The organism is Maribacter sp. MMG018, assembly GCF_018100785.1.
Classification (GTDB): Bacteria; Bacteroidota; Bacteroidia; order Flavobacteriales; family Flavobacteriaceae; genus Maribacter.
Window position 1 is genome coordinate 39,750 of sequence record NZ_JAGJEC010000004.1, and the last position, 21,884, is coordinate 61,633.

20 protein-coding genes and 1 tRNA gene are annotated in these 21,884 nt (G+C 38.4%); 9 read left to right on the plus strand and 12 right to left on the minus strand.

The window, feature by feature from the left end:
- Positions 1-4: 4 nt before the first annotated feature.
- Both J8L85_RS15220 and J8L85_RS15225 read right to left on the minus strand, forming a co-directional pair.
- Positions 5-853: a glucosaminidase domain-containing protein gene (locus tag J8L85_RS15220; RefSeq protein WP_211018682.1), complete on the minus strand. Its 849-nt coding sequence runs from the start codon at positions 851-853 to the stop codon at positions 5-7.
- The gene (locus tag J8L85_RS15225; RefSeq protein ID WP_211018684.1) at positions 850-1,755 is read right to left on the minus strand and encodes a pyridoxal-phosphate dependent enzyme; all 906 of its coding nucleotides are present in this window, start codon (positions 1,753-1,755) and stop codon (positions 850-852) included. The genes J8L85_RS15220 and J8L85_RS15225 overlap by 4 nt, the downstream gene beginning before the upstream one ends.
- Before the next feature lie 562 nt (positions 1,756-2,317).
- Here J8L85_RS15225 and J8L85_RS15230 point away from each other — a divergent pair.
- Both J8L85_RS15230 and J8L85_RS15235 read left to right on the plus strand, forming a co-directional pair.
- The gene (locus J8L85_RS15230; protein WP_211018687.1) at positions 2,318-2,476 is read left to right on the plus strand and encodes a DUF5522 domain-containing protein; all 159 of its coding nucleotides are present in this window, start codon (positions 2,318-2,320) and stop codon (positions 2,474-2,476) included.
- 69 nt (positions 2,477-2,545) lie between these two features.
- Entirely contained in the window at positions 2,546-3,121 is a 576-nt protein-coding gene (locus J8L85_RS15235; RefSeq protein ID WP_211018689.1) for a DUF4136 domain-containing protein, read from the plus strand.
- A gap of 57 nt (positions 3,122-3,178) precedes the next feature.
- Here the strand turns inward: J8L85_RS15235 and J8L85_RS15240 are convergent, their stop codons facing one another.
- Positions 3,179-3,643: an Lrp/AsnC family transcriptional regulator gene (locus tag J8L85_RS15240; RefSeq protein ID WP_211018691.1), complete on the minus strand. Its 465-nt coding sequence runs from the start codon at positions 3,641-3,643 to the stop codon at positions 3,179-3,181.
- A 166-nt stretch (positions 3,644-3,809) separates the two neighbouring features.
- On the opposite strand from J8L85_RS15240, the gene J8L85_RS15245 reads away from it, so the two are divergent.
- On the plus strand, positions 3,810-5,567 hold the full coding sequence (locus J8L85_RS15245; RefSeq protein WP_211018693.1) for an aromatic amino acid hydroxylase: 1,758 nt from the start codon (positions 3,810-3,812) through the stop codon (positions 5,565-5,567).
- Here the strand turns inward: J8L85_RS15245 and J8L85_RS15250 are convergent.
- The 3 genes from J8L85_RS15250 to alaS all read right to left on the minus strand — a co-directional run bounded on the left by J8L85_RS15250 (position 5,554) and on the right by alaS (position 9,806).
- A complete protein-coding gene (locus tag J8L85_RS15250; protein WP_211018696.1) occupies positions 5,554-6,165 on the minus strand; it encodes a DUF4230 domain-containing protein in 612 nt (203 codons plus the stop codon). The two genes, J8L85_RS15245 and J8L85_RS15250, sit on opposite strands and share 14 nt — an antisense overlap.
- Positions 6,162-7,124 (minus strand): GSCFA domain-containing protein, encoded by a 963-nt coding sequence (locus J8L85_RS15255; RefSeq protein WP_211018698.1) that lies wholly within the window; start codon positions 7,122-7,124, stop codon positions 6,162-6,164. The genes J8L85_RS15250 and J8L85_RS15255 overlap by 4 nt, the downstream gene beginning before the upstream one ends.
- A gap of 66 nt (positions 7,125-7,190) precedes the next feature.
- Positions 7,191-9,806, minus strand: a complete 2,616-nt coding sequence (gene alaS, locus J8L85_RS15260; protein ID WP_211018700.1) for an alanine--tRNA ligase — start codon at positions 9,804-9,806, stop codon at positions 7,191-7,193.
- 103 nt (positions 9,807-9,909) lie between these two features.
- Between alaS and J8L85_RS15265 the strand changes: the two genes are divergently transcribed.
- From J8L85_RS15265 to J8L85_RS15285, 5 genes are read left to right on the plus strand one after another with little or no spacing between them, the layout of a single operon-like run.
- The gene (locus J8L85_RS15265; protein WP_211018702.1) at positions 9,910-10,887 is read left to right on the plus strand and encodes a M23 family metallopeptidase; all 978 of its coding nucleotides are present in this window, start codon (positions 9,910-9,912) and stop codon (positions 10,885-10,887) included.
- A complete protein-coding gene (locus tag J8L85_RS15270) occupies positions 10,887-11,216 on the plus strand; it encodes a MerR family transcriptional regulator (RefSeq protein WP_047247504.1) in 330 nt (109 codons plus the stop codon). Before J8L85_RS15265 ends, J8L85_RS15270 begins: the two co-directional genes overlap by 1 nt.
- Before the next feature lie 12 nt (positions 11,217-11,228).
- The gene (locus J8L85_RS15275) at positions 11,229-11,828 is read left to right on the plus strand and encodes a LemA family protein (protein WP_211018704.1); all 600 of its coding nucleotides are present in this window, start codon (positions 11,229-11,231) and stop codon (positions 11,826-11,828) included.
- Positions 11,829-11,834: 6 nt separating this feature from the next.
- Positions 11,835-12,272, plus strand: coding sequence for a TPM domain-containing protein (locus tag J8L85_RS15280; protein WP_211018706.1), 438 nt, complete (start codon positions 11,835-11,837; stop codon positions 12,270-12,272).
- The gene (locus J8L85_RS15285) at positions 12,253-13,038 is read left to right on the plus strand and encodes a TPM domain-containing protein (RefSeq protein ID WP_211018709.1); all 786 of its coding nucleotides are present in this window, start codon (positions 12,253-12,255) and stop codon (positions 13,036-13,038) included. Before J8L85_RS15280 ends, J8L85_RS15285 begins: the two co-directional genes overlap by 20 nt.
- Positions 13,039-13,110: 72 nt before the next feature.
- Here J8L85_RS15285 and der read toward each other — a convergent pair whose 3' ends face one another.
- The 4 genes from der to J8L85_RS15305 all read right to left on the minus strand — a co-directional run bounded on the left by der (position 13,111) and on the right by J8L85_RS15305 (position 17,681).
- On the minus strand, positions 13,111-14,415 hold the full coding sequence (der, locus tag J8L85_RS15290; protein WP_211018711.1) for a ribosome biogenesis GTPase Der: 1,305 nt from the start codon (positions 14,413-14,415) through the stop codon (positions 13,111-13,113).
- 61 nt (positions 14,416-14,476) lie between these two features.
- On the minus strand, positions 14,477-15,187 hold the full coding sequence (locus J8L85_RS15295; RefSeq protein ID WP_211018712.1) for an acetyltransferase: 711 nt from the start codon (positions 15,185-15,187) through the stop codon (positions 14,477-14,479).
- Between the two features lie 258 nt (positions 15,188-15,445).
- Entirely contained in the window at positions 15,446-16,330 is an 885-nt protein-coding gene (era, locus tag J8L85_RS15300; protein ID WP_211018713.1) for a GTPase Era, read from the minus strand.
- Positions 16,317-17,681 (minus strand): amino acid carrier protein, encoded by a 1,365-nt coding sequence (locus J8L85_RS15305; RefSeq protein ID WP_211018714.1) that lies wholly within the window; start codon positions 17,679-17,681, stop codon positions 16,317-16,319. The genes era and J8L85_RS15305 overlap by 14 nt, the downstream gene beginning before the upstream one ends.
- Positions 17,682-17,836: 155 nt before the next feature.
- Between J8L85_RS15305 and J8L85_RS15310 the strand changes: the two genes are divergently transcribed.
- Positions 17,837-17,909: transfer RNA gene (locus J8L85_RS15310), tRNA-Met, on the plus strand.
- 995 nt (positions 17,910-18,904) lie between these two features.
- Here the strand turns inward: J8L85_RS15310 and J8L85_RS15315 are convergent.
- Together J8L85_RS15315 and J8L85_RS15320 are read right to left on the minus strand one after the other, a co-directional pair.
- On the minus strand, positions 18,905-20,341 hold the full coding sequence (locus J8L85_RS15315; protein ID WP_211018715.1) for a hypothetical protein: 1,437 nt from the start codon (positions 20,339-20,341) through the stop codon (positions 18,905-18,907).
- A 60-nt stretch (positions 20,342-20,401) separates the two neighbouring features.
- Positions 20,402-21,883 carry a RagB/SusD family nutrient uptake outer membrane protein gene (locus tag J8L85_RS15320; RefSeq protein ID WP_211018716.1) on the minus strand — a complete coding sequence of 494 codons (1,482 nt, stop codon included), beginning with the start codon at positions 21,881-21,883 and terminating at the stop codon, positions 20,402-20,404.
- Position 21,884: the final 1 nt, after the last annotated feature.

Sequence of the window (21,884 nt, forward strand, 5' to 3'; positions counted from 1 at the left end):
CTTATTAGTTTACGGAGGTGGTCTTCACCAATAGCTTTTGACCAACGGAAAGTCCGGAATCCCTTAAATTGTTCATACGCATAAGTTCATCTACCGACACATAATAACGTTTAGACAAAGAATAAAGGGTATCTCCTTTTTTAACTATATGAACGGCATGGGCTTCCGTATTTTTACTTGGACTTTTTTGATAAGCAATTTTAGCGCCCCCCTTATCATATTTGTACAACTGATATTTTTCTATCAGATAAATCAATTTTTGAGGATATTTCTTATCGGTCGCATAACCTGCTTTTCGCAAGCCATGGGCCCATTTTTTATAATCGGTCACCCTATAATCGAACAAAAAGGCATACCTACTTCTAGTTGTTAAAAACAGACTATGATCCCTAAAAGAATACATAGGATGATTATATTTTCTGAAACATTCCCCTTTGGCATCATCATCATGAAAGTCATAATCGCCCTCCCATCCGGTATGGCATTTGATACCAAAATGGTTATTGGTCTTCAGGGCCAACTCCCCTTTTCCGTATCCGCTCTCCAATAAACCTTGGGCCAAGGTAATACTCGCAGGTATCCCATAGGTCTCCATTTCTAACTGGGCTATTTCAGAAAAAGTATCTATGTACTCCGAAACAGTTTCTATCTTAAAACGCACAAACTTACCCGAATCCTCTGGAAGTGAAGTATCTACATTGTTTTTATCACTTATTTTATGGTGACCGGATCTTGACTTACTGCGTTCGGAAAGCACATTTTTGGTACGAAGATTATCGGAATAGGCTTTTTTGGATTTACACCCTACTGCCAGCACCGTTAATACCAATAGTGTTAAAAGTTTATTTTTCATATATCCAACAAAGGTAATTTTTTCTTTTGCAATACAGAATTCATGCCAATAACTCCCTGTAAGCCACCCGTATGTATCGCTAAAATTTTTGTTCTCGGAACAAAATTATCATTCTTAATCATATCCAACAACCCATACATCATTTTTCCTGTATAAACGGGATCTAGCGGAATTTCTGTTTCTTTTTTAAAGGTATTTATAAAGGTGACCAATTTTTCATCGACCTTGCCGTATCCTCCAAAATGATATTCGTGTATCAAATCCCAATTCGCCCTTTGCGTCATTTTTTCTATTTCGGCACGAAGAAAATCTCCCTTTAATGCCGAAAAGCCCAGTACCTTCTGCCCATGTGTTAAAGAGTTGCTTAATCCGGATATAGTTCCCCCAGTGCCCACACAAACAGTTACAAAATCAAATTCCTCGTCTCCTTGCTTTAAAATTTCCTCACAGCCCTGTATCGCCAATGGGTTGGTACCCCCTTCGGGCACTAAATAAAATTCACCGAATTCTTCCCTTAATCCCTTCAAGAGTTCCCTATCTGATTTATTACGATAGAGCTCCCTGCTTATAAATTTAAACCGCATATTGTTTTCAGCGGCAAATTTCAAAGTAGGGTTCTTATGCCACTTTTGCTTCAGCTCTTCTCCCCGGATTACACCGATAGCCTTTAGGCCGTTGTTCTTGGCCGCTACCGATGCTGCCGAAATATGGTTGGAATATGCACCCCCAAAGGTCAACAAGGTATCATGGCCTTGAGCTATCGCTTCCTTTAAATTATACTTTAATTTTCGGTATTTGTTTCCAGAAATGTGAGGGTGCAACAAATCTTCCCTTTTAACAGCAAGGGTTATCTGCTTTTCCTTTAAAAGGGAAAGGTCTAGGAATTGATTATCACTTTGCAAACAGATCTATTTACTACTGCAAAAGTATTTAATAAAGCTAAAAGGCCTGCGATAATCCAAATAATCCTCAAAATGTTCATTTGCATAAGCCTCTTGCTCAAAACTTAGGTTCTGATAGGCCTTATATGTATCTAAGTACCAAATAGACCTTATTAACCACTCTGTCAGATATAGTATGTAAAATGGCACAATGAGAAGTTCTTGCTGCTGTCTTAAATGAATTTTTTCATGGTTAATGAGTTCCTTATCGAACTTAAGGGTATGATTTTTTATAAAAATGAAAGGCCAAAGGGACAACCCTACATAGTTTTTATAAAAAAAATGTTTGAACACCAATATCATAGACAACTCTATTCTAGTCTTCTACAAAGATAAATGTTAAAAACACCTATTAAAAAGATACTGGATTTTATTGCCAACAAAACCGACCAACGTCTCAAATATGTCAAAATACCGTTAAACATTGGTCTAAAAAAGGATGTTTTATTGGGTTATCAACATAAAAAAGTAATTTTAAGTATTATAAATCTCAATTGAAACATACAGAACCCATATTATTAGAATGAAAAATATACTCCCTATTGAAGAAGGAGATTTTTACTGGTCAGAGGATGGATACCGGGTTTTCACAGAACAGTACCATCTAAAAAGAGGATACTGTTGCGAAAGTGGTTGCAAACATTGCCCCTATGGCTACGACCCAAAGACCAACAGCCAATAACAAAGGGATTCGGCATGATTTTTGAGGCTTTTTAACTGGAGAAAAATTCTTTAACGTAAAAATAGTATTATGAAAAACTTTAAATTTCTGGTCCTGCCAATGCTAGCCGTTTTTATGCTCGGCTCCTGTTCTTCTATACAGGTTCTTTCCGATTATGACCAACAAACTGACTTTAACGGGTATAAATCTTACGCGTTCTATAAAACTGGAATAGACAAAGCGCAAATTTCGGATTTGGATAAAAAGCGTATTCTTAGGGCCATAGAGGCCGAAATGCAGTCTAGGGGATTTGTAAAGTCGGAGAACCCTGATTTATTGGTCAGCATTTTTACAAAGGAACAGGAAAGAGTTGATATCTACAATAACAATTTTGGCTGGGGCGGCGCCTGGGGCTGGGGTTATAATCCATATGCCTGGGGTCCTGGTTGGGGCTGGGGCTGGGGAGGCAACAGCGTAAGCACCCGTACTCAAGGATCGCTTTATATAGATCTTATTGACACCAAGAGCAAAGAACTGGTATGGCAAGGAAAAGGCGAAGGCACCTTGGCCAACACCAATAATATAGAAAAGAAAGAACAACGCATTAAAGAATTTGTTTCTCAAATATTGGAACAATATCCGCCCAATGCAGTGGCCTTAAAATAAGGGCATATCCATTATAATACCGAAATCCGTTTGATCATACGACCAAACGGATTTTTTTTATAATAACGGAAAATGTTGACTCTTCTTAGCCTCATTTAACACAAAAGCACTCTTTACCGCCCCAATATTGGGCAATGAAGCAATTCTTGTTTTGGCAAAATGGTAATACGCATCAAGGTTCTTCACGGTTACCTTTAATAGAAAATCAAACTCACCACCTACCACATAACATTCGGTTACCTCATTGAACTTAGAGACATCTTCTAAAAATTCGTCCATTAAACTTCCTTTCTGGGCATCTAAAGAAACAAAACTGAAAACAGTTATACTCCGCTCTATTTTTGCCGTATCAAGTACCGCCTTATAACCCTTTATAAACCCTTCTTTCTCTAATCTTTTAATACGCTCATATACCGGGGTCTTTGTTAACCCCAACTGCCCTGCAATAGATTTTGCGCCCGATTTCGCATCTTCTTCCAGTATTTTTAAAATCTGCCGGTCAATATCATCCAAAGTGTACATACAATCTTTTCCTTTTAACTGCAGCAAAATTATATCAAAAAAGACTTATTCACTAACAATAACTCAAAAATCAGTAAAAAATACTGTTAACATATCATTATTAAAGCTTTTAAACTAAAAATATTATATTTAAGTATAAGTTTTTAATTCTAAATGAATTGACATTATGAGTTACGAGAGCAATCCAATTTTAGACAAACTTCCGAAGCATCTGAAGCAATACATTAAACCTCAGAACTACGAGGATTACACCCCTATTGATCAGGCCGTATGGCGTTACGTTATGAGGAAGAATGTTGATTATCTAAGTAAGGTTGCCCACAGTTCATATATTCAAGGATTGGCCAGAACAGGAATTTCTATAAACGACATACCTAATATGTATGGCATGAACCGTATCCTCAAAGACTTAGGATGGGCGGCCGTTGCCGTAGATGGTTTTATACCTCCTGCCGCCTTTATGGAGTTTCAGGCATACAATGTTCTGGTAATTGCGGCCGATATACGCCAATTGGAACATATAGAATACACTCCCGCACCCGATATTATACATGAAAGCGCCGGCCACGCACCAATTATAGCTAACCCCGAATATGCCGCTTATTTAAGAAGGTTTGGAGAAATTGGAAGTAAAGCCGTTTCCAACGCTAAAGATTTTGAACTATACCAAGCGGTAAGACATTTATCTATCATAAAAGAAGCCAAAGGCACTTCTGCCGAAACTATTGCTGAAGCTGAAAAAAAAGTAGAAGAACTACAACAGAACATGGGTGAACCCAGTGAAATGGCCTTGATAAGAAACCTACATTGGTGGACCGTGGAATATGGCCTAATCGGCCCTTTGGACGCCCCAAAGATTTATGGTGCAGGATTACTCTCCAGTATTGGGGAAAGCACCTGGTGCATGACGGACGCCGTACAGAAAGTACCCTATTCCATAGAAGCGGCAAAAACCTCTTTTGACATTACCAAGCCGCAACCTCAGCTATTCGTTACACCCGACTTTGCCTTTTTAAGTCAAGTTCTAGAAGATTTCGCCAATACCATGGCTCTTCGCACCGGAGGGTTGAGCGGTATTCAAAAACTTATAGATTCAAAAGACCTAGGGACCATAGAACTAAGTACCGGACTTCAGGTATCTGGAAATTTTGAATACGTAATTGCACATGAAGGCAACCCCATATATTTTCAAACAAGCGGTAAATCCGCTTTGGCCTACAGAGAGAAAGAATTGGTAGGCCAAGACACTAAACAGCACAGATCCGGCTTTGGATCTCCTTTAGGGCGGTTAAAGGGAATTAATCTGGCCATAGAGAATATGAGCCCAAGAGATTTAAAAGCCTATGACCTGTACGAAGGAAATACCGTTTCTTTAGATTTTGAAGGCGGTATCAAGGTAACTGGAAAAATAATTACCGGAACCAGAAACCTTCAAGGTAAGATTATGCTTATCACTTTAGAAAACTGTAAGGTCACCCACAATGGTAAGGTATTGTTCGAATCTAACGACGAACTATACAATATGGCGATCGGCGAACATATCGTATCTGCTTTCAACGGTCCTGCAGATCTAAACAGCTTTGACCTTATGGATCACGAGCTCACCAAAACAATTACCGACCCAACAAACTCAAAACAAAGTGAACTTGCCCATCTTTACCAACAGATAAGGGACTATAGAGAGGGAAAAAACACGACCATTTCGCGTAACAAGGTATTTAAAGAAGTTAAATCGAAATACCCAAACGACTGGTTATTACCCGTGGAGCTTTACGAATTGGCCATTACCAATAACGACATTCAATTTGCGGAAGAAATAAAAAACCATCTAGAGAACATTAAGTTGGACAATCCTAAGGTGGGCCATTTAATCGATGATGGTATTGCTCTTACGAACAGTAATTTGGCAACTAGGGCAACATAGTAAAGTCTTCGGTAGTTTCTATTGGGGTGCCTTCAAAAGAAAGGCGCCACCCTAAACTATTGGTCAGTATATAAAACTTGTGCAACTCGCTCAAAAGTCTATTCTGGGCGTTCGTTTTTAATGAAGAAGCCTCTACCTTTTGCAACAATGAAGCCCTTACATTTCTTTTTATAGTATTATAATCGCCCGCACTAAAAGGATTTAGGTAATCTGCGGTAACATCGTAATACTCAAAATCTGGATTCAATTTAATTTCTGACTCAGGTATACTTTTTATTATCAACGTTTTTGAAGCCTCATCAATATCAAACTCAACCTTACTTAAATCATAAGAGACCGTCACATCTGCATTAACCACCACCAAAGCCTTCTTGTCTGCCGTCAACAATGGGCCAAACAATTCTTTCGAATCTTTATAGTTGTATACCTCCGCAAAATGCCCCTCGGTAACCACAAGCTTAGACACATTTTCAATTTGCTGTTGTATAAGCATAGAATCTTCTTTCAGAATAGCCTTTGAACCTTTCTCATCCATACATGAACGAAAAATGAACACACCCGCCAATGTTATTATAACCCCGGCAACAAATCTTCTCATAAAGAACGGTTATCAAAATTCATAAATGGATACTCTTTCTTAAGGTAATCAATTTTTTGATCAAGCGAGTTTATGAATTTTCGATGTGCTTCTGAATTAGGATTAAAAGCCCTGTGTTGTAATCCTTTTTCAACCTCAGCCACCTTTTTCATGGTCTCTTCCACGGTATCGGATATCCACATACCCTTGAACTTTTCCCAAATATAATCTATGGCCACCTCGTTCGGATGCACCATATCCTTTGTATAAAAGCGATAATCGCGCAACTCGTCCATCATAATTTCATAGGAAGGAAAATATTGAGTATTGTTCGATTGCCCCACCACCTCATGTACCGCACTAATTAAATGCGCCTTACTACATTGGTTCTCCACAAAACCGTCCTTTAAGTGACGTACCGGAGAAACCGTAAAAACAAAATTAACGGTTGGGTTTATGGCCGAAACCTCATTTACAATAGAACGAAGCGATCTCGTAACATCGGCTACCGTCAACAAACTCTTTTGAAACCGCTTCTGGGGTACTTTATGGCAGTTTGCCACTACGCCCTCCGTTTCTTTATCCACATACACCCATGCGGTCCCCAGGGTGATGATTATATGTGAGGCCTGCCGAAGCCATTTACCCATCGATTCAAGCGCTCCGTTCAAGCTATTTAAAAGGTCTTCTTTAGAAACAGCACTTAAATGGGAGTGCGCATCAAAACAGTGCCATTGTTCGTTCAAATAAAAAATATCGGCTTCGGTATATGTATAACCCTCTATCGCTTTTAAAATTAAATTCTTAATGGATATAGGGTGAAACAAGATTCCGAAGGGATTTTGTTCCGTTTGAAATTGATGATAGTTAAGTTTACCTCCAATATTTTCAGAAAAACAAGACCCCAACAACAAGATTCGACTGGCATAGTCGATCTGCCGCTCCGGTTTTGATAACGGTACTTGGGTCTGAAGTTTCATATATATCTATTACTTTCCTATTGAACGTATCCGCATTTAGTACCGAAATTCAATTGTTTCGGACACCTAAACCAAATACTCCTTTACTTTCGCCAAGGCCTCTTCTATACCTTCGGGTCTTTTACCTCCTGCAGTGGCAAAGAAAGGCTGTCCGCCACCACCACCTTGAATGAATTTTCCAAGTTCACGAACAATATTACCGGCATTTAATTGCTTGGCAGCTACCAACTCTTTTGATATATAGCAAGAAAGCAAAGCTTTACCATTCTGTTCGGTACCGAACAACAGAAACATATCATCGTTGTTCTGCCCCATTTCAAAAGATAGGTCTTTGATTCCGGCAGCATCCAGATCCAACTTTTTTGCCAAGAAACGGACCCCGTTAACTTCTTGCAGTTCTTTCAACAAATCGACCTTAAGGTTCTTCGCCTTGTCCTTCAACAATGCCGAAACCTGTTTTTTCAGTTGTGCATTTTCCTCCTGTAAACTGTTTACGGCCTTTAGGGCATCTTGAGGGTTGCCCAAAACTCCTTTTATTTCATTTAAAAACTTCTCGTTCTCAAGATAAAATCCTTTTACAGCATCACTGGTGATTGCCTCTATTCTTCGTATGCCAGCGGCAACCGCCCCTTCAGACACTATTTTAAAATGCCAAATATCACCCGTGTTCTTTACATGGGTACCACCACACAGTTCTACAGATTTACCGAATTTTATCGTTCTAACGGTATCTCCGTACTTTTCCCCAAACAAGGCCATTGCCCCAGCTTCCAATGCATCTTTCATTGGAACGTTCCTCTCTTCCTGTAAAGGCAACTGCCCTTCGATTCTTGCATTTACAAACCTTTCTACCTGGTCTAGTTCCTCTTTGGTCATTTTTGCAAAGTGCGAGAAATCGAACCGTAAATATTTAGAATGCACGGCAGACCCCTTTTGTTCTACATGGGTCCCCAATATTTCGCGCAAGGCTTGGTGCAATAGATGTGTTGCGGTATGGTTGGCCTCAGTTCTATGCCTTTGTTTTGCATCTACCACCGCTTTAAAAGTGCCTTCTAACTTTTTTGGCAACGTTTTGGCAAAATGAACAATTTCATTATTCTCACGCTTGGTGTCTATGATATACACCACATCTCCGTTTGATGCCTCTAAGTACCCTTTATCACCTACTTGTCCGCCCCCTTCTGCGTAGAAGGGCGTTAAATTAAACACCAATTGATATTGTTCTCCTTGTTTTTTAGAGACTATTTTCCTGTATTTTACAATTTTTACATCGGTCTGTAATAAATCATAGCCTACAAACTCTTGTTCGGTATCAAACTGTAATACCGTCCAATCGCCCTTTGATATTTCAGAGGCAGACTTAGACCTGCTCTTCTGTTTTTGCATGGCCGCATTAAAACCGTCCTCATCCAACTCATATCCTTTTTCACTTAAAATAAGTGCCGTTAGATCTATAGGAAACCCAAAAGTATCATAGAGTTCAAATGCCTTGGCCCCATCTACTATTTTGTTTTTTGTGCTCTTTATGATCGTATCCAACAAGACCAAGCCCTGGTCTAGGGTTTTAAGAAAACTATGTTCCTCTTCCTTGATCACATTCTCTATCAACTGTTTTTGATCGGCAAGTTCAGGGTAGGCTTCGCCCATTGTATGGGTTAAAACTTTCACCAACCTGTACATAAACGGTTCTTTGGTATTCAAGAACGTGAAACCGTACCGAACGGCGCGTCGGAGAATTCTTCTTATAACATATCCCGCACCATTGTTGCTCGGTAATTGCCCGTCCGCTATAGAAAAAGATACCGCTCTTATATGATCTGCAATAACACGAATCGCAATATCTACCTCCTCATTCTTCCCGTACCCAGAATTTGTAATCGTCTCTATTTCGCGTATCAAGGGAGTAAAGACATCTGTATCGTAATTGGATTTCACATTTTGCAACACCATGCACAAACGTTCAAACCCCATACCCGTATCTACATGTTTGGCCGGCAGATTCTCTAAAGAACCATCCGCTTTTCTGTTGTATTGCATAAATACCAGGTTCCAGATCTCCACCACCAAAGGATGGTCTTGGTTTACCAAACTGGCACCGGGAATTTTTTTCTTCTCCTCTTCCGACCGTATATCTACATGGATCTCTGAACAAGGCCCGCAAGGCCCCTGATCTCCCATTTCCCAAAAATTGTCTTTTTTATTGCCCATGAGAATCCTGTCCTCGGGTACAATTTTACTCCAGATAGCATATGCCTCATGGTCTTTATCCAGTTTATCGGCATCATCACTACCTTCAAAAACCGAAACGTACAGGCTTTCCTTATCAATTTTAAAAACCTCTGTTAACAGTTCCCAGGCCCAAGAAATGGCCTCTTCCTTGAAGTAATCGCCAAAACTCCAGTTCCCCAACATTTCGAACATGGTATGATGATAGGTATCTTTTCCTACCTCTTCCAAATCGTTGTGCTTGCCACTTACCCTTAGGCACTTCTGCGTATCGACCACTCTAGAACTTTTTGGCTCATTGATTCCCAAGAAAAATTCTTTGAACTGGTTCATTCCCGCATTGGTAAAAAGTAATGTAGGGTCGTCTTTTATCACCATGGGTGCCGAAGGCACTATTTTATGTTTCTTACCTTCAAAAAATGTTAAGAACTGCTTTCTTATTTCCTTGGAATTCATCTAAAATGCTAAGCTTTTACAAATTTTAACTGTTTATAGAAAACAATTTTTATATTTGTTTGTTTTGTTAAAATAAACAACAAAAATAGGATAAAATCCCTTCATGTCTAAAGTTAAGTACTATTACGATCCGGATACACTTTCTTATCGAAAGATAGAACCCGAAAAATCTAAGCGTTATAGAAATATTGCTTTTTTCTTTTTGGGGTCTTTTCTATTTGGTCTTTTAGGTCTTATACTGCTCTTGAATACCAGTATCATCAACACTCCAAGAGAATTATCCCTACAACGGGAAGTCAGGAATTACGAACTTCAATTTGAGCTTCTTAATAAAAAAATGGAGCAGATAGAGGAAGTACTGGCCAATATCGAGGATAGGGACAATAACATATATAGACTTTATTTTGAAGCGAATCCCATACCTGAAGAACAGCGGCGTGCCGGTTTTGGTGGTATAAATCGATATAAATCGCTGGAAGGTTTCAACAACTCAGAAATGGTGATAGCCACCACCAAAAGGTTGGATATTATCAAAAAACAACTGGCCATACAATCCAAATCTCTGGATGAAATCACAAAATTGGCAGAGGAAAAAGAAAAATTATTAGCGGCCATACCGGCTATACAACCTGTAAACAACGAAGACTTAACACGAATGGCATCGGGTTATGGATGGCGAACAGATCCTTTTACCAAAGTTAGAAAGAAACATTGGGGCATGGACTTTACCGCCCCCAAAGGCACACCGATCTATGCTTCTGGAGACGGTGTCGTCGTCAGAGCTGACAATAACTCTTCTGGTTACGGTAAACATATACGCATAGATCACGGCTATGGCTATTTAAGCCTGTATGCCCATATGAGCCGATATAACGTTAAAAAAGGACAGAAGGTAAAACGTGGAGACCTTATTGGGTTCGTAGGAAATACCGGCCGTTCGCAAGGCCCCCATGTACACTACGAAGTGTGGAAAGACGGCCAAAGAATCAATCCAATAAATTTCTATTATGGCAGTTTGTCTCCCGAAGAGTACGAGAACATGCTTAAATATGCCAATCAAGAAAATCAATCTTTGGATTAATGCAAGTAGAACTTCCCGAAAAAAGATATTATGGTATTGGCGAAGTGGCCCGCGCTTTTGGGGTGAACACTTCTCTGATAAGGTTTTGGGAAAAAGAATTTGATGTTCTTCAACCTAAAAAAAATGCAAAGGGAAATAGAAAATTTACTCCCCAAGACATCAAAAACCTTCAATTGATCTTTCATTTGGTCAAGGAAAGAGGCTTTACTTTAGAAGGTGCAAAAACACATCTTAAAGAAGAAAAACAAAAGACACTTTCCAATTTTGAAATCATACAAAAATTAGAACGCGTAAAAACAGAATTGATAAAAATAAAGAATCAACTATAAACAAACACTACCATGAAAAAAGGATTAATCGCACTAATAGTCGTAGCTGTCGTAGCATTTGGGCTCTATCAATGGGGCGTGGGCTTTAACAACAAGGCAATTGAGCTGAAAGAGACATCTACCAAAACTTGGGCCAATGTAGAAAGTGCCTATCAGAGAAGAAATGACCTGATCGGTAATTTAGTGAAAACCGTACAGGGTGCCGCTGATTTTGAAAGAGGTACTTTAACAGATGTTATTGAGGCCCGTGCAAAAGCGACCTCTATAAGTATTGACCCCACCAACATTACCCCAGAACAATTGACACAGTTCAACCAAGCACAAAGTGGACTTAGCGGGGCCTTAAGTAAATTATTGGTCACTGTAGAGCGTTACCCCGACCTAAAGGCCAACCAGAATTTTTTAGAGTTGCAATCACAATTGGAAGGAACGGAAAACAGGATAAACGTAGCTAGAGATCGTTTTAACGCTACCGTTGAACCTTATAACCTTCATGTAAAGAAATTCCCGAATTCTATTTTAGCCGGAATTTTTGGTTTTGAAGAATTAGCCTATTTTAAATCGGAGGCCGGATCAGAACAAGCACCAGACGTAAACTTTGAATTTGATTGATAACCAATGTCTAAAGTTGAAGATTTCTTAACACAGGCCGAAGAGCAAGAAATTGTTGAAGCCATCATAGAGGCCGAAAAAAACACTTCGGGTGAAATTAGGGTGCATATTGAAGCACATACCCGATCCAATCATTTTGAACGTGCAAAAGAAATTTTCCATTTGCTTAAGATGGACAACACTAAGCAAAGTAACGGAGTACTGATCTATGTGGCCGTTAACGACCGTAAATTTGTTATCTGCGGAGACAAGGGAATAGACAATGTAGTACCTGAAAATTTTTGGGACACTACAAAGGATGCTATTCAACATAAATTCAAGGAAGGAAAATTTAAGGAAGGAATCATTGATGGCATTTTAATGGCCGGAAATGAGTTAAAAACGCATTTTCCTTGGCAAGCAAACGACACAAACGAATTAAGCAATGAGATATCTAAAGGCTAGTCTTAGCTTTTTACTTTTTTTTAGCTTTCTTCAGTTATGGAGCCAATTTGAGATACCCGAAAAGCCCCAAAAAGAAACCAGTGTCTATGATTATATAAACCTTTTACCCGCAGGGCAAAGAGTCTCTTTAGAACAAAAGCTCATTACATACTCAGATAGCACCTCTACCCAAATAGTTATTGCCATTATTGGTAGTACCGAGGGTGAGAACATCAACTATTTAGGAGCACAATGGGGGCATAAGTGGGGCATTGGACAAAGCGGAAAAGATAATGGGATATTGATACTATTAGCAAGAGATGACCGCCAAATCGCCATTAATACCGGTTATGGGGTCGAAGGCTCCTTAACAGATGCCATGTCGAAAAGAATCATTGAAAACATTATTATTCCAGAATTTAAAAAAGGCGATTATTACAGCGGACTTAATCTAGGTGCAGATGCCATATTCAAGGTTCTAACCGGCGAATTTAAGGAAGACCGCACCTTTAACAACGGTAATAGCTCTCCTTTACCGGCCTTTCTTCCCTTTATCATATTTGCGATAATCCTAATTATATTGTGGAGCCGTAAGGATGGAAACAACAATGGCAGAGGTGGTGGTAAACGCGGTCTTAGTCCATGGGATGTAATCATCTTAAGCAACATGGGACGTAGCGGGTCATCTGGAGGTGGCTTCAGTGGAGGCAGCTTTGGCGGAGGTGGCTTTAGTGGCGGCTTTGGCGGAGGTGGTTTCGGTGGAGGCGGTGCCTCTGGTGGCTGGTAAAAGCCAACTTCCCAACAACAAAAAACAAAAAAGGGTCTTTTCTAAAGACCCTTTTCCATATCATAATTCCAATTATTTTTTTCGCATAAAAACCGTCATGGGTACCCCGGTAAAATTGTATTTCTCACGTATCTTGTTTTCTAGATAACGTTTATAGGGTTCTCTTACATACTGGGGCAGATTGCAAAAAAATGCAAACTGCGGATACGGTGTGGGCAATTGTGTACAGAACTTAATCTTTACATGTTTGCCTTTATATGCAGGCGGCGGATAGTTCTCAATTAACGGCAACATTACATCATTGAACTCTCGCGTCTTAATTTTCTTGCTTCTATTCTGGTATACTTCTACAGCTGTTTCAATAGCCTTGTAAATACGTTGTTTTGTCAATACCGATATAAATAAAACGGGAACATCGGTGAATGGCTCTATGGCCTTTTTAATACGTTGGGTATACTGTTTCATCGTGTTGGTCTCCTTATCCTCGACCAGGTCCCACTTGTTTACCAAGATCACTATACCCTTATTATTACGGGCAGCCAACCAAAAAATATTCTCTACCTGCCCATCAAAACCACGGGTAGCATCTAACAGTAACAAACAAACATCACAGTGCTCTATCGCCCTTACAGAACGCATTACAGAATAGAACTCCAAGTCTTCTTTTACCTTCGATTTTCTTCTGATACCTGCAGTATCTACCAAGTTAAACTCAAAACCGAACCTGTTATATCTGGTATCTATACTATCTCTTGTGGTTCCGGCAATATCGGTAACGATATAACGTTCTTCTCCGATCAGTGCATTTATAAAAGAGGATTTACCAGCATTGGGCCTACCCACTACGGCAAACCTAGGAAGATCACTTTCTTCCTCTTCTACATCAGGCAATTCTTTTACCAATGCATCTAACAACTCACCCGTTCCGCTACCGTTTATACTTGAAAGTGTGTAATATTCACCTAACCCCAAAGAATAGAATTCCACGGCATCTTCTTCTCGCATAGCGTTATCCACTTTGTTGATAGCCAAAAACACAGGTTTGTTGACCCTTCTTAAAAGTTTCGCCACATCCTCGTCCATCCCCGTAACCCCAGTTTCCACATCCACCATAAATATAATGGCATCGGCTTCTTGGATGGCCAATTCTACTTGCTTATCTATTTCTTTTTCGAAAACATCATCACTGCCCAGCACATAACCACCGGTATCGATTAGCGAAAATTCTTTTCCGTTCCAGTCGCTTTTACCATAGTGTCTATCTCTGGTAACGCCACTTACGGCATCAACAATAGCTTCCCTACGCTGAATTAATCGATTAAAAAATGTCGATTTTCCAACATTAGGTCTTCCAACAATGGCTACAATAGCTCCCATAGTTTATAATTTGGGTGCAAAGGTAACAATTAAAGAACTGATATAAATTAAGGTAAGATTATTATTGCCCTATATACAAAGGAATAACATTGTTTTCTTTCTTTCTTGCAGACATGTAAGGCTCCCCTATTTTTCGACTCCTAATCTTTTTTGCAGGAGCACCGAAAGCTAAAACATGACTATCAATATTACCTACCACCAAAGAACCGGCGCCTACGACGGTATGATTACCAATAGATATATCGTTTATCACATTTGAACCCAAACAAATTGCAGAGTATTGTCCTAAGATAAAATTACCTCCCGTACAGGTTTTAGGAGCAAGACTTGAGAAATGTTGCATGAAACCGTCATGCCCCAAAGAACAATTGGTATTCAAAATACAGAAATTACCGATTGTAGAGTTTGAATTAACAATTACACCCGCCATTATCACGGTACCTGCACCAATCTCCACATCCTTTCCAATTTCGGCACTGGGATGTACAGCTGTTATATAGATAAAATTTGGAGCTATTTTATTAATCCGTTCTACTACGGTATTACGCACCCAATTATCTCCTATGGCTACAATGCCACCATAAATATTGTGTTTATCGATAAGGTAAGGTAAATCAATTTCGCTGCCTAAAACAGTGTATCCATTCACTTTCGTCCCCTTCTTCTTGAATGAATCAATAAAACCTATGACTTTATATTTTCCTTCTTTTTCAATACAGTCTAATACAACACTGCCGTGACCTGAGGCTCCAAATATTACTACATTATGCATTTCATCGGGGTTTATGAGCATTTTGTCGATTATTTCAAAGATAGTCAAAGTTCTTACTCTTCAAAGGAAAAAGAACATTTTTTCAATAAAAATTGTAACCCATATAGAAAATGGAGACAGGTAGAAACAATATTTTCAATTCCCTAAATCCTCTCATAAGTCAATAAAAAACAGTACTAAAAAGAAATAAACAAACAAGAAAAAAGCAGAATCGATAAAAGGAAAATTATTCAAAAAACAGTAAAATCGCCAAACAACCTACTTATTGTACCCAAAGCGCTTTAATTGCCGACTGTCATTACGCCAATTTTTGTTCACTTTTACGTAGAGTTCTATATGTACCTGTTTGTCAAAAAACTTCTCTAAATCCTTTCGGGCCTCAACACCTACCTTCTTCAAAGCAGCACCTTTATGACCGATAATAATTCCTTTTTGACTATCTCTTTCCACCATGATCACAGAACGGATCCTTATGATCTTCTCGTCTTCTACAAACTCCTCCGTTTCTACCTCAACGGAATATGGAATCTCTTTTTTATAGTACAATAATATCTTCTCTCTAATAATCTCGTTCACAAAAAAGCGTTCGGGCTTATCGGTCAATTGATCTTTTGGATAATAAGGGGGCGATACCGGAAGTAATTCTAAAATACGTTCAAAGACACCTTTCACATTAAAATTCTGAAGTGCAGAAATAGGGTGAATCTCTACCGTCGGCAACTGATCTTGCCAGTACTGCACCTGCTCCTCCAATAATTCTTGACTGGCGCCATCAATCTTATTTAATAGTAACAGTACGGGAATCTTCGAATTTTTAACTTTTTCAAAGAACTTTTCGTCCTTTAGTGCCTTCTCTCCTATTTCTACCATATATAATAGTACATCGGCATCTTCAAAGGCGGATTTTACAAAATCCATCATCGAAGATTGAAGGTCATATGCGGGTTTTATGATTCCCGGAGTATCGGACAATACTACCTGAAAATCATCCCCGTTTACAATGCCCAAAATCCTATGCCTGGTCGTTTGTGCCTTTGAGGTAATAATGGAAAGCCGTTCTCCAACGAATGCATTCATTAGTGTAGACTTCCCCACATTGGGGTTACCTATAATATTTACAAAACCAGCTTTATGTTCTTTCATTCTTTAATTTTTCAAAATAAATTTTGGCAGCTACATTTACTTTTGGCGCCAGCAACAATACCGCAATCATATTAGGTATCACCATTAGGGCATACGACAGATCAATAAGGTTCTTTACCAAATCTAAGGATGCCACCGCTGCAAAAACAATCATTATCACAAAATAAACATTGTACAAACGACCTATTTTCGCATTGGTCAAAAAAGATAAACATTTAACCCCGTAATACGAATATGTAAACAGTGTGGAAAGTGCAAAAGCACTTACAATTACCATTAACAATTCATCTCCAAAACCGAACAACGTTTTTTGAAACGCATTCAAGGTCATTACTATTCCACTTCCATCCTCCAAATACGCACCACTTAAGATAATCACTACCGCGGTAAAGGTACAGACTAAAATGGTATCTATAAAAGGACCCAACATAGCGACCAGACCTTCACGTATCGGTTCATCGTTCTTTGATTGCCCATGATACATTGGTGCACTACCCAAACCAGCCTCATTGGAAAACATGGCCCTACGCACCCCTATGATGACCAAGCCCCAAAAACCTCCTGTTACGAGGGAGTTAAAATTCCAAGCTTCGGTAAGTATCAGTTTTAAGGACGGCAGCACCAATGATGCATTCATTACCATTACAACTATTACGGCCACTAAATAAACCATAACCATAAAAGGGACTATGGCCGTTGCTACCTTTGCTATTTTAGAAAGCCCCCCAAAAATCACAAAAGAACTTATGATGGCAAGTACAAAACCGACCGTTAATTTCCAGTTGTAATCGCTCATTTCAAAAATGGCCACCGAGGGATCAACAACACTCATGAAAGTTTCGGTAAATTGATTGGCCGTAAAGACTCCCAAAAAGCCAAAAAGCCCTGCCAAGGCAAAGAAAACAGCCAAAGGTTTATACTTTTTTCCCAATCCCTTTGTAATATAGAACATAGGCCCTCCTTGTAGTTTCCCTTCAGAATCCTCCCCCCTGAACATTATGGATAGGCTACAAGAATAAAATTTGATGCACATGCCAATAAAAGCTGTCATCCAAATCCAAAACACCACTCCGGGCCCACCATCATGAATGGCAATGGCGACACCGGATATATTCCCCAAACCGACGGTAGCGGCCACGGCTGCGGACAATGCCTGTAAAGAACTTACATCTCCCTTAGCGTTTTTATCATCGTATTTACCTCTGGTAATAGCTAGTGCATGTCTAAAATAACGATAGGGCATTAGCTTGGAATACGCCATCAAAAACAGTCCGCCACCAATTAGTAATACAAACATTGGCCATTCTGTCCCAGAAATTGCCTTGACCAAAAAATCATTGAATTGCTCCATATTTCGAAGGTAGATATTTAAAACGAAAATATCACTTTGCATAAAAACGGAGCTACTAAATACCCTTATTTATTTAATTAAAACATTTTCTTTAAAATCAAGCGTAGGGATATTTGGTTTTTATATTAAAACAATTGTATCTTTGTCGTCCACATCGCGGGATAGAGCAGTAGGTAGCTCGTCGGGCTCATAACCCGAAGGTCACTGGTTCGAGTCCAGTTCCCGCTACAAAGCTTAAAGTAAAGGTCCAGTTTTCACTGGACCTTTACTTTTTTTTATTTTTATAAATAATTATCAGTTTAACAAACACCTCATGTGTACCGTTGGATTGTGAACAAATCTCATTATCATAAGGCCTTTTTGAAACCATTATAAAGCAGTTCTATCCTGACATGCTTTCTCTACCAAACTTATTAGAAAGTTCGCCAAAAGTTGATTTTAAATAAAAGGTTAAAGATTAGGGTATAGTGTTTGAAATTTGGCCAATAATAAGTAATAAAAAATGTCTTGTTCTAATTTGATTGCCCTTGGCACTACCCTAGACACCCCTATTTTCTTTAAGACAAACCCTAAAACCTAACATTGACACCCCATACCACCCTATCGCCTAACCATGATAGTCTTTAAAAATGGATGATCAACCCTACCGCTTTATATACAAATTTATAATATTTGTGACTGTAAATGGTTTTATAACAAAAGCATGGATTGGTCTGCTTTTTTTGACAACCTACTCAAGATTTTTTTAATAACCAGAAAACTAAAACGGCATACTGTAGCCTTCCCTGAAAATAGGACAGTTTAAAATTCAGATTTTCTAACTTTAAATTTTAACTGGCACATAAAAAAAGTAAGTTTACCGAAAGCCAGATAGATCATAAAGCCACTGAAAGAGAATGAACGGGGCCGCAAGCTGTTTATCTGAATCATAATTAAAGTTATGACACTCAATGCATCAGAAGATGCTCCCGCCCAACTTTTAAACATATATATCCTTCTTTACCAATTGCTATTATTTTTTACTTCTGACCCCGATAATAAACTACCATATATATAATAACCAAAAGAATTTTCTAATTAAAATGAATAAGGACGGAATTTTCATCCCGTCCTTACCAAAAACAACTAACTCAACAATATTTCTTAATTATATGGCAACAAAGCCTTGCTGTACTTTTTATATATACTTATATTTTCACCTTGTTTTTTTTAAAAGAAAAAAGTTATTCAGTAAATTTTATGGAGTATAGATCAGCATCTTTCATATAAATACGCAACCGAACTGGTTTAGACGCTAACTTTTCTAATTTTCCATTCCATAAAACAGTTCTAGAAATTTCATTTCCTATCAAGGAACGTGACTCTTCCATAGTAAAGCCAGGAATAGCCCTACCATGTTCATCCTGCATCTCAAATTTAATTTCCCCCGCAGCCGAAGTAGAATAATTAACCTCTAACTTACTACCTGTAAATGTAAATAGTTTTGTCTCAAACTCCCCCCCGCTATAAGGAGCTGAAATTGAAGTAAAACCATCAATTCTAAGCGAATAACGATTGAGGTTTGCCGTAGGTTGGGCATAGTTTTGATTCACATATAAAGACATTTCTTCAGGGCTCGTCTGAACTACATTAAGCGCTGGATAGTTCGACCTAGAAACCCAATTATCAAGACCAATGCCGGGGTGGATAAATGCCTCCATAAACGTTCGTGTATATTCATTTCCTCCTCTTGAAGTCATAAAAAAAGCGTCTGAACAATCTTTAAAATATTTTGGATTTACATCAAACTCTTCAGCCTGTTCCTCTGTCAATACCTGACGCCCCGGCATAAAACGCCCCCCAATAGCAATATAAATATGGGGCGCCCTATAATAGGGACTAGTCTGATTGGTGTACAAATGTTCAAGAGGCGTGTCCCCAAAAGTCATTTGTTCAGGTTCAGACCAGTTAATAAAATCTGAAGAAGTAGTACGACTAATACTCCTAATTCCCGAATATCCTTCACCAGTCCAAGTTCTGAAATAACAAACATATTTTTTTTCCGATTCAGACCAGAATGCAACATTTTGCGAATCTAAAATACCCTTGGTAAAAACAGGTTTTTCTTGAATTTTTTCCCAATGAATACCATCAGGAGAGGCATAAGCAATAAGTCCACTAGTCAAAACACCTGTCAATGCTTTATACTTTTGATTTGGTTTTGCATTCGGATTTGTATCTAAAAATGGACTGAAGTTATGTGAAAGGGGAGCCGCATTTGCTAAGATTACATTATTATCTAAAGTTCCATCTATTTCAAATAATCTTAAATTGGGCTTTACCCAGTTAATACCATCTTTTGATTCCGCATAACAAGTAACTTCAGCATCATTACCATCATTACCAGCTTCACGTACACCACGATAAAATGCCTTATATGTATCTCCATCTTTTATGATGGTAGTATAGGTGCTAAAATTACCTTCCCAAGGTTTATCAAACTTCAACACCGGCCCTTCATCTACTGGAGTGTGCTTTACAATTTCCAATCCATCAAGTTTTTCGATTAAAAAACTATCAACGAAAATTTCTCTTCTATCACCTAAATCTATCGGGTTTTGTCCGAAAATAAGCATCGGAAAAATCGAACAAACCAAAATGCTAATTATTCTATTTTTCATGAATTTCAATTTTAATATATGTGTTTTCTTAAGTTCATAATCAATGACACCCCACATAGTCTAATTGTAACCAGGATTTTGTTCTACATTTGGTTCTAAACTCAAAATATCTAACCCAATAGGCCACAATAATTTATAGTCATCACCCGGATTATCCCTGAAATAAGGAACTAACTCAGACGTTTTATTAAACCGAACAATATCCCACCAATACTTACCCTCATAAAAGAACTCAATAAGCCTTTCATTTAAAATAACACTATCATTTTCTTCTTGGGTCCCATTTACAAAAACATGGTCATCATAGTTATCACCAAATGCACGCATTCTTATTTCGTTCATTGGTGTTGATGGATCTTGGCCAAGTGCATTTTGTGCCTCTGCTTTCATTAATAAAACATCGGCGTAGCGATATATAACAACATCATCTAAAAAATACCTTGCCCCATTTTCAACTAGACCGTTAAATTTAACCTGTAAACAACCATAGAAATCTGTGTATTCCCCAGATTCTTCATTCAGAGTATAAAGCTCAACAAATGTGGCATCTTTACGTTGATCTTCCTCTAAGAACTTTGAAATACTTTCATCCGTTAGCGTCCAATAGCTCGCACCAGCAGGTACTCCCAAAATATCAGCCGCTTCAGGTTCTGCGTCTGGAGGTATGGCATCTATATACATGTTTGCCATAAAAGTTGATTCTGATTCAAATTGTTGATTATTACTAGAAAATAATATCTCTTTATTTCCCTTATTATCATAATCAAAAATGCTACTAAAGTCCGATAACAAAGAAACATCACTAGACTCTATTTCATTTAAAGCATCAAGAGCGATTATAAAATCAGGTTCACCACCATTCATCACCTTTGCTGTCCACAAATATACATCACCCTTCAAAGCATTAACTGCAGGCTTAGACCATCTGTTTCTACCAGTAGTGAAATCATTATTTTCATAAAAACTCAACGCTTCTTCTATATCTTCTTTAATTAATGTAAATACATCTATTACAGGTGAACGTTCTTTGTACAATTCTTCTGGGAAATAACCTTCGGTTGGCTCAGTAAATATAACCGCATCACCCCAAGTTTTCGTAATAACGAAGTAACAGAAAGCTCTCATTGAGTATGCCTCGGCAAGGATTTGATTTTTATCCAATTGATTGGAAAACTCAATATCAGGAACATGTTTTATAATTAAATTCGCATCATTTATTACTTTGTAAAGCGTTTCCCAACTTGGTCCTGCATCTATTGCATCCAAGGTGTTTTGGAAAATCCTAACATTTGTATAATCATTCCCAATGGATTGCTGCATACTTTGACTTCTAGCTTCTCCCCATAAAAATAGATTCCTATTTGTTACATCTCTAAAGCGATCATACATTCCATACAAACCTCCCTGGGCATCATCTTCAGTTTGCCAAAATGCCGTAGCAGATATAGTACTAACCGGCTCTAAATCTAAGGTATCATTACAAGATGTTAATTGAATGATTATAACGGGCAGCCAAATAAATATTTTATTTAATTTTTTCATC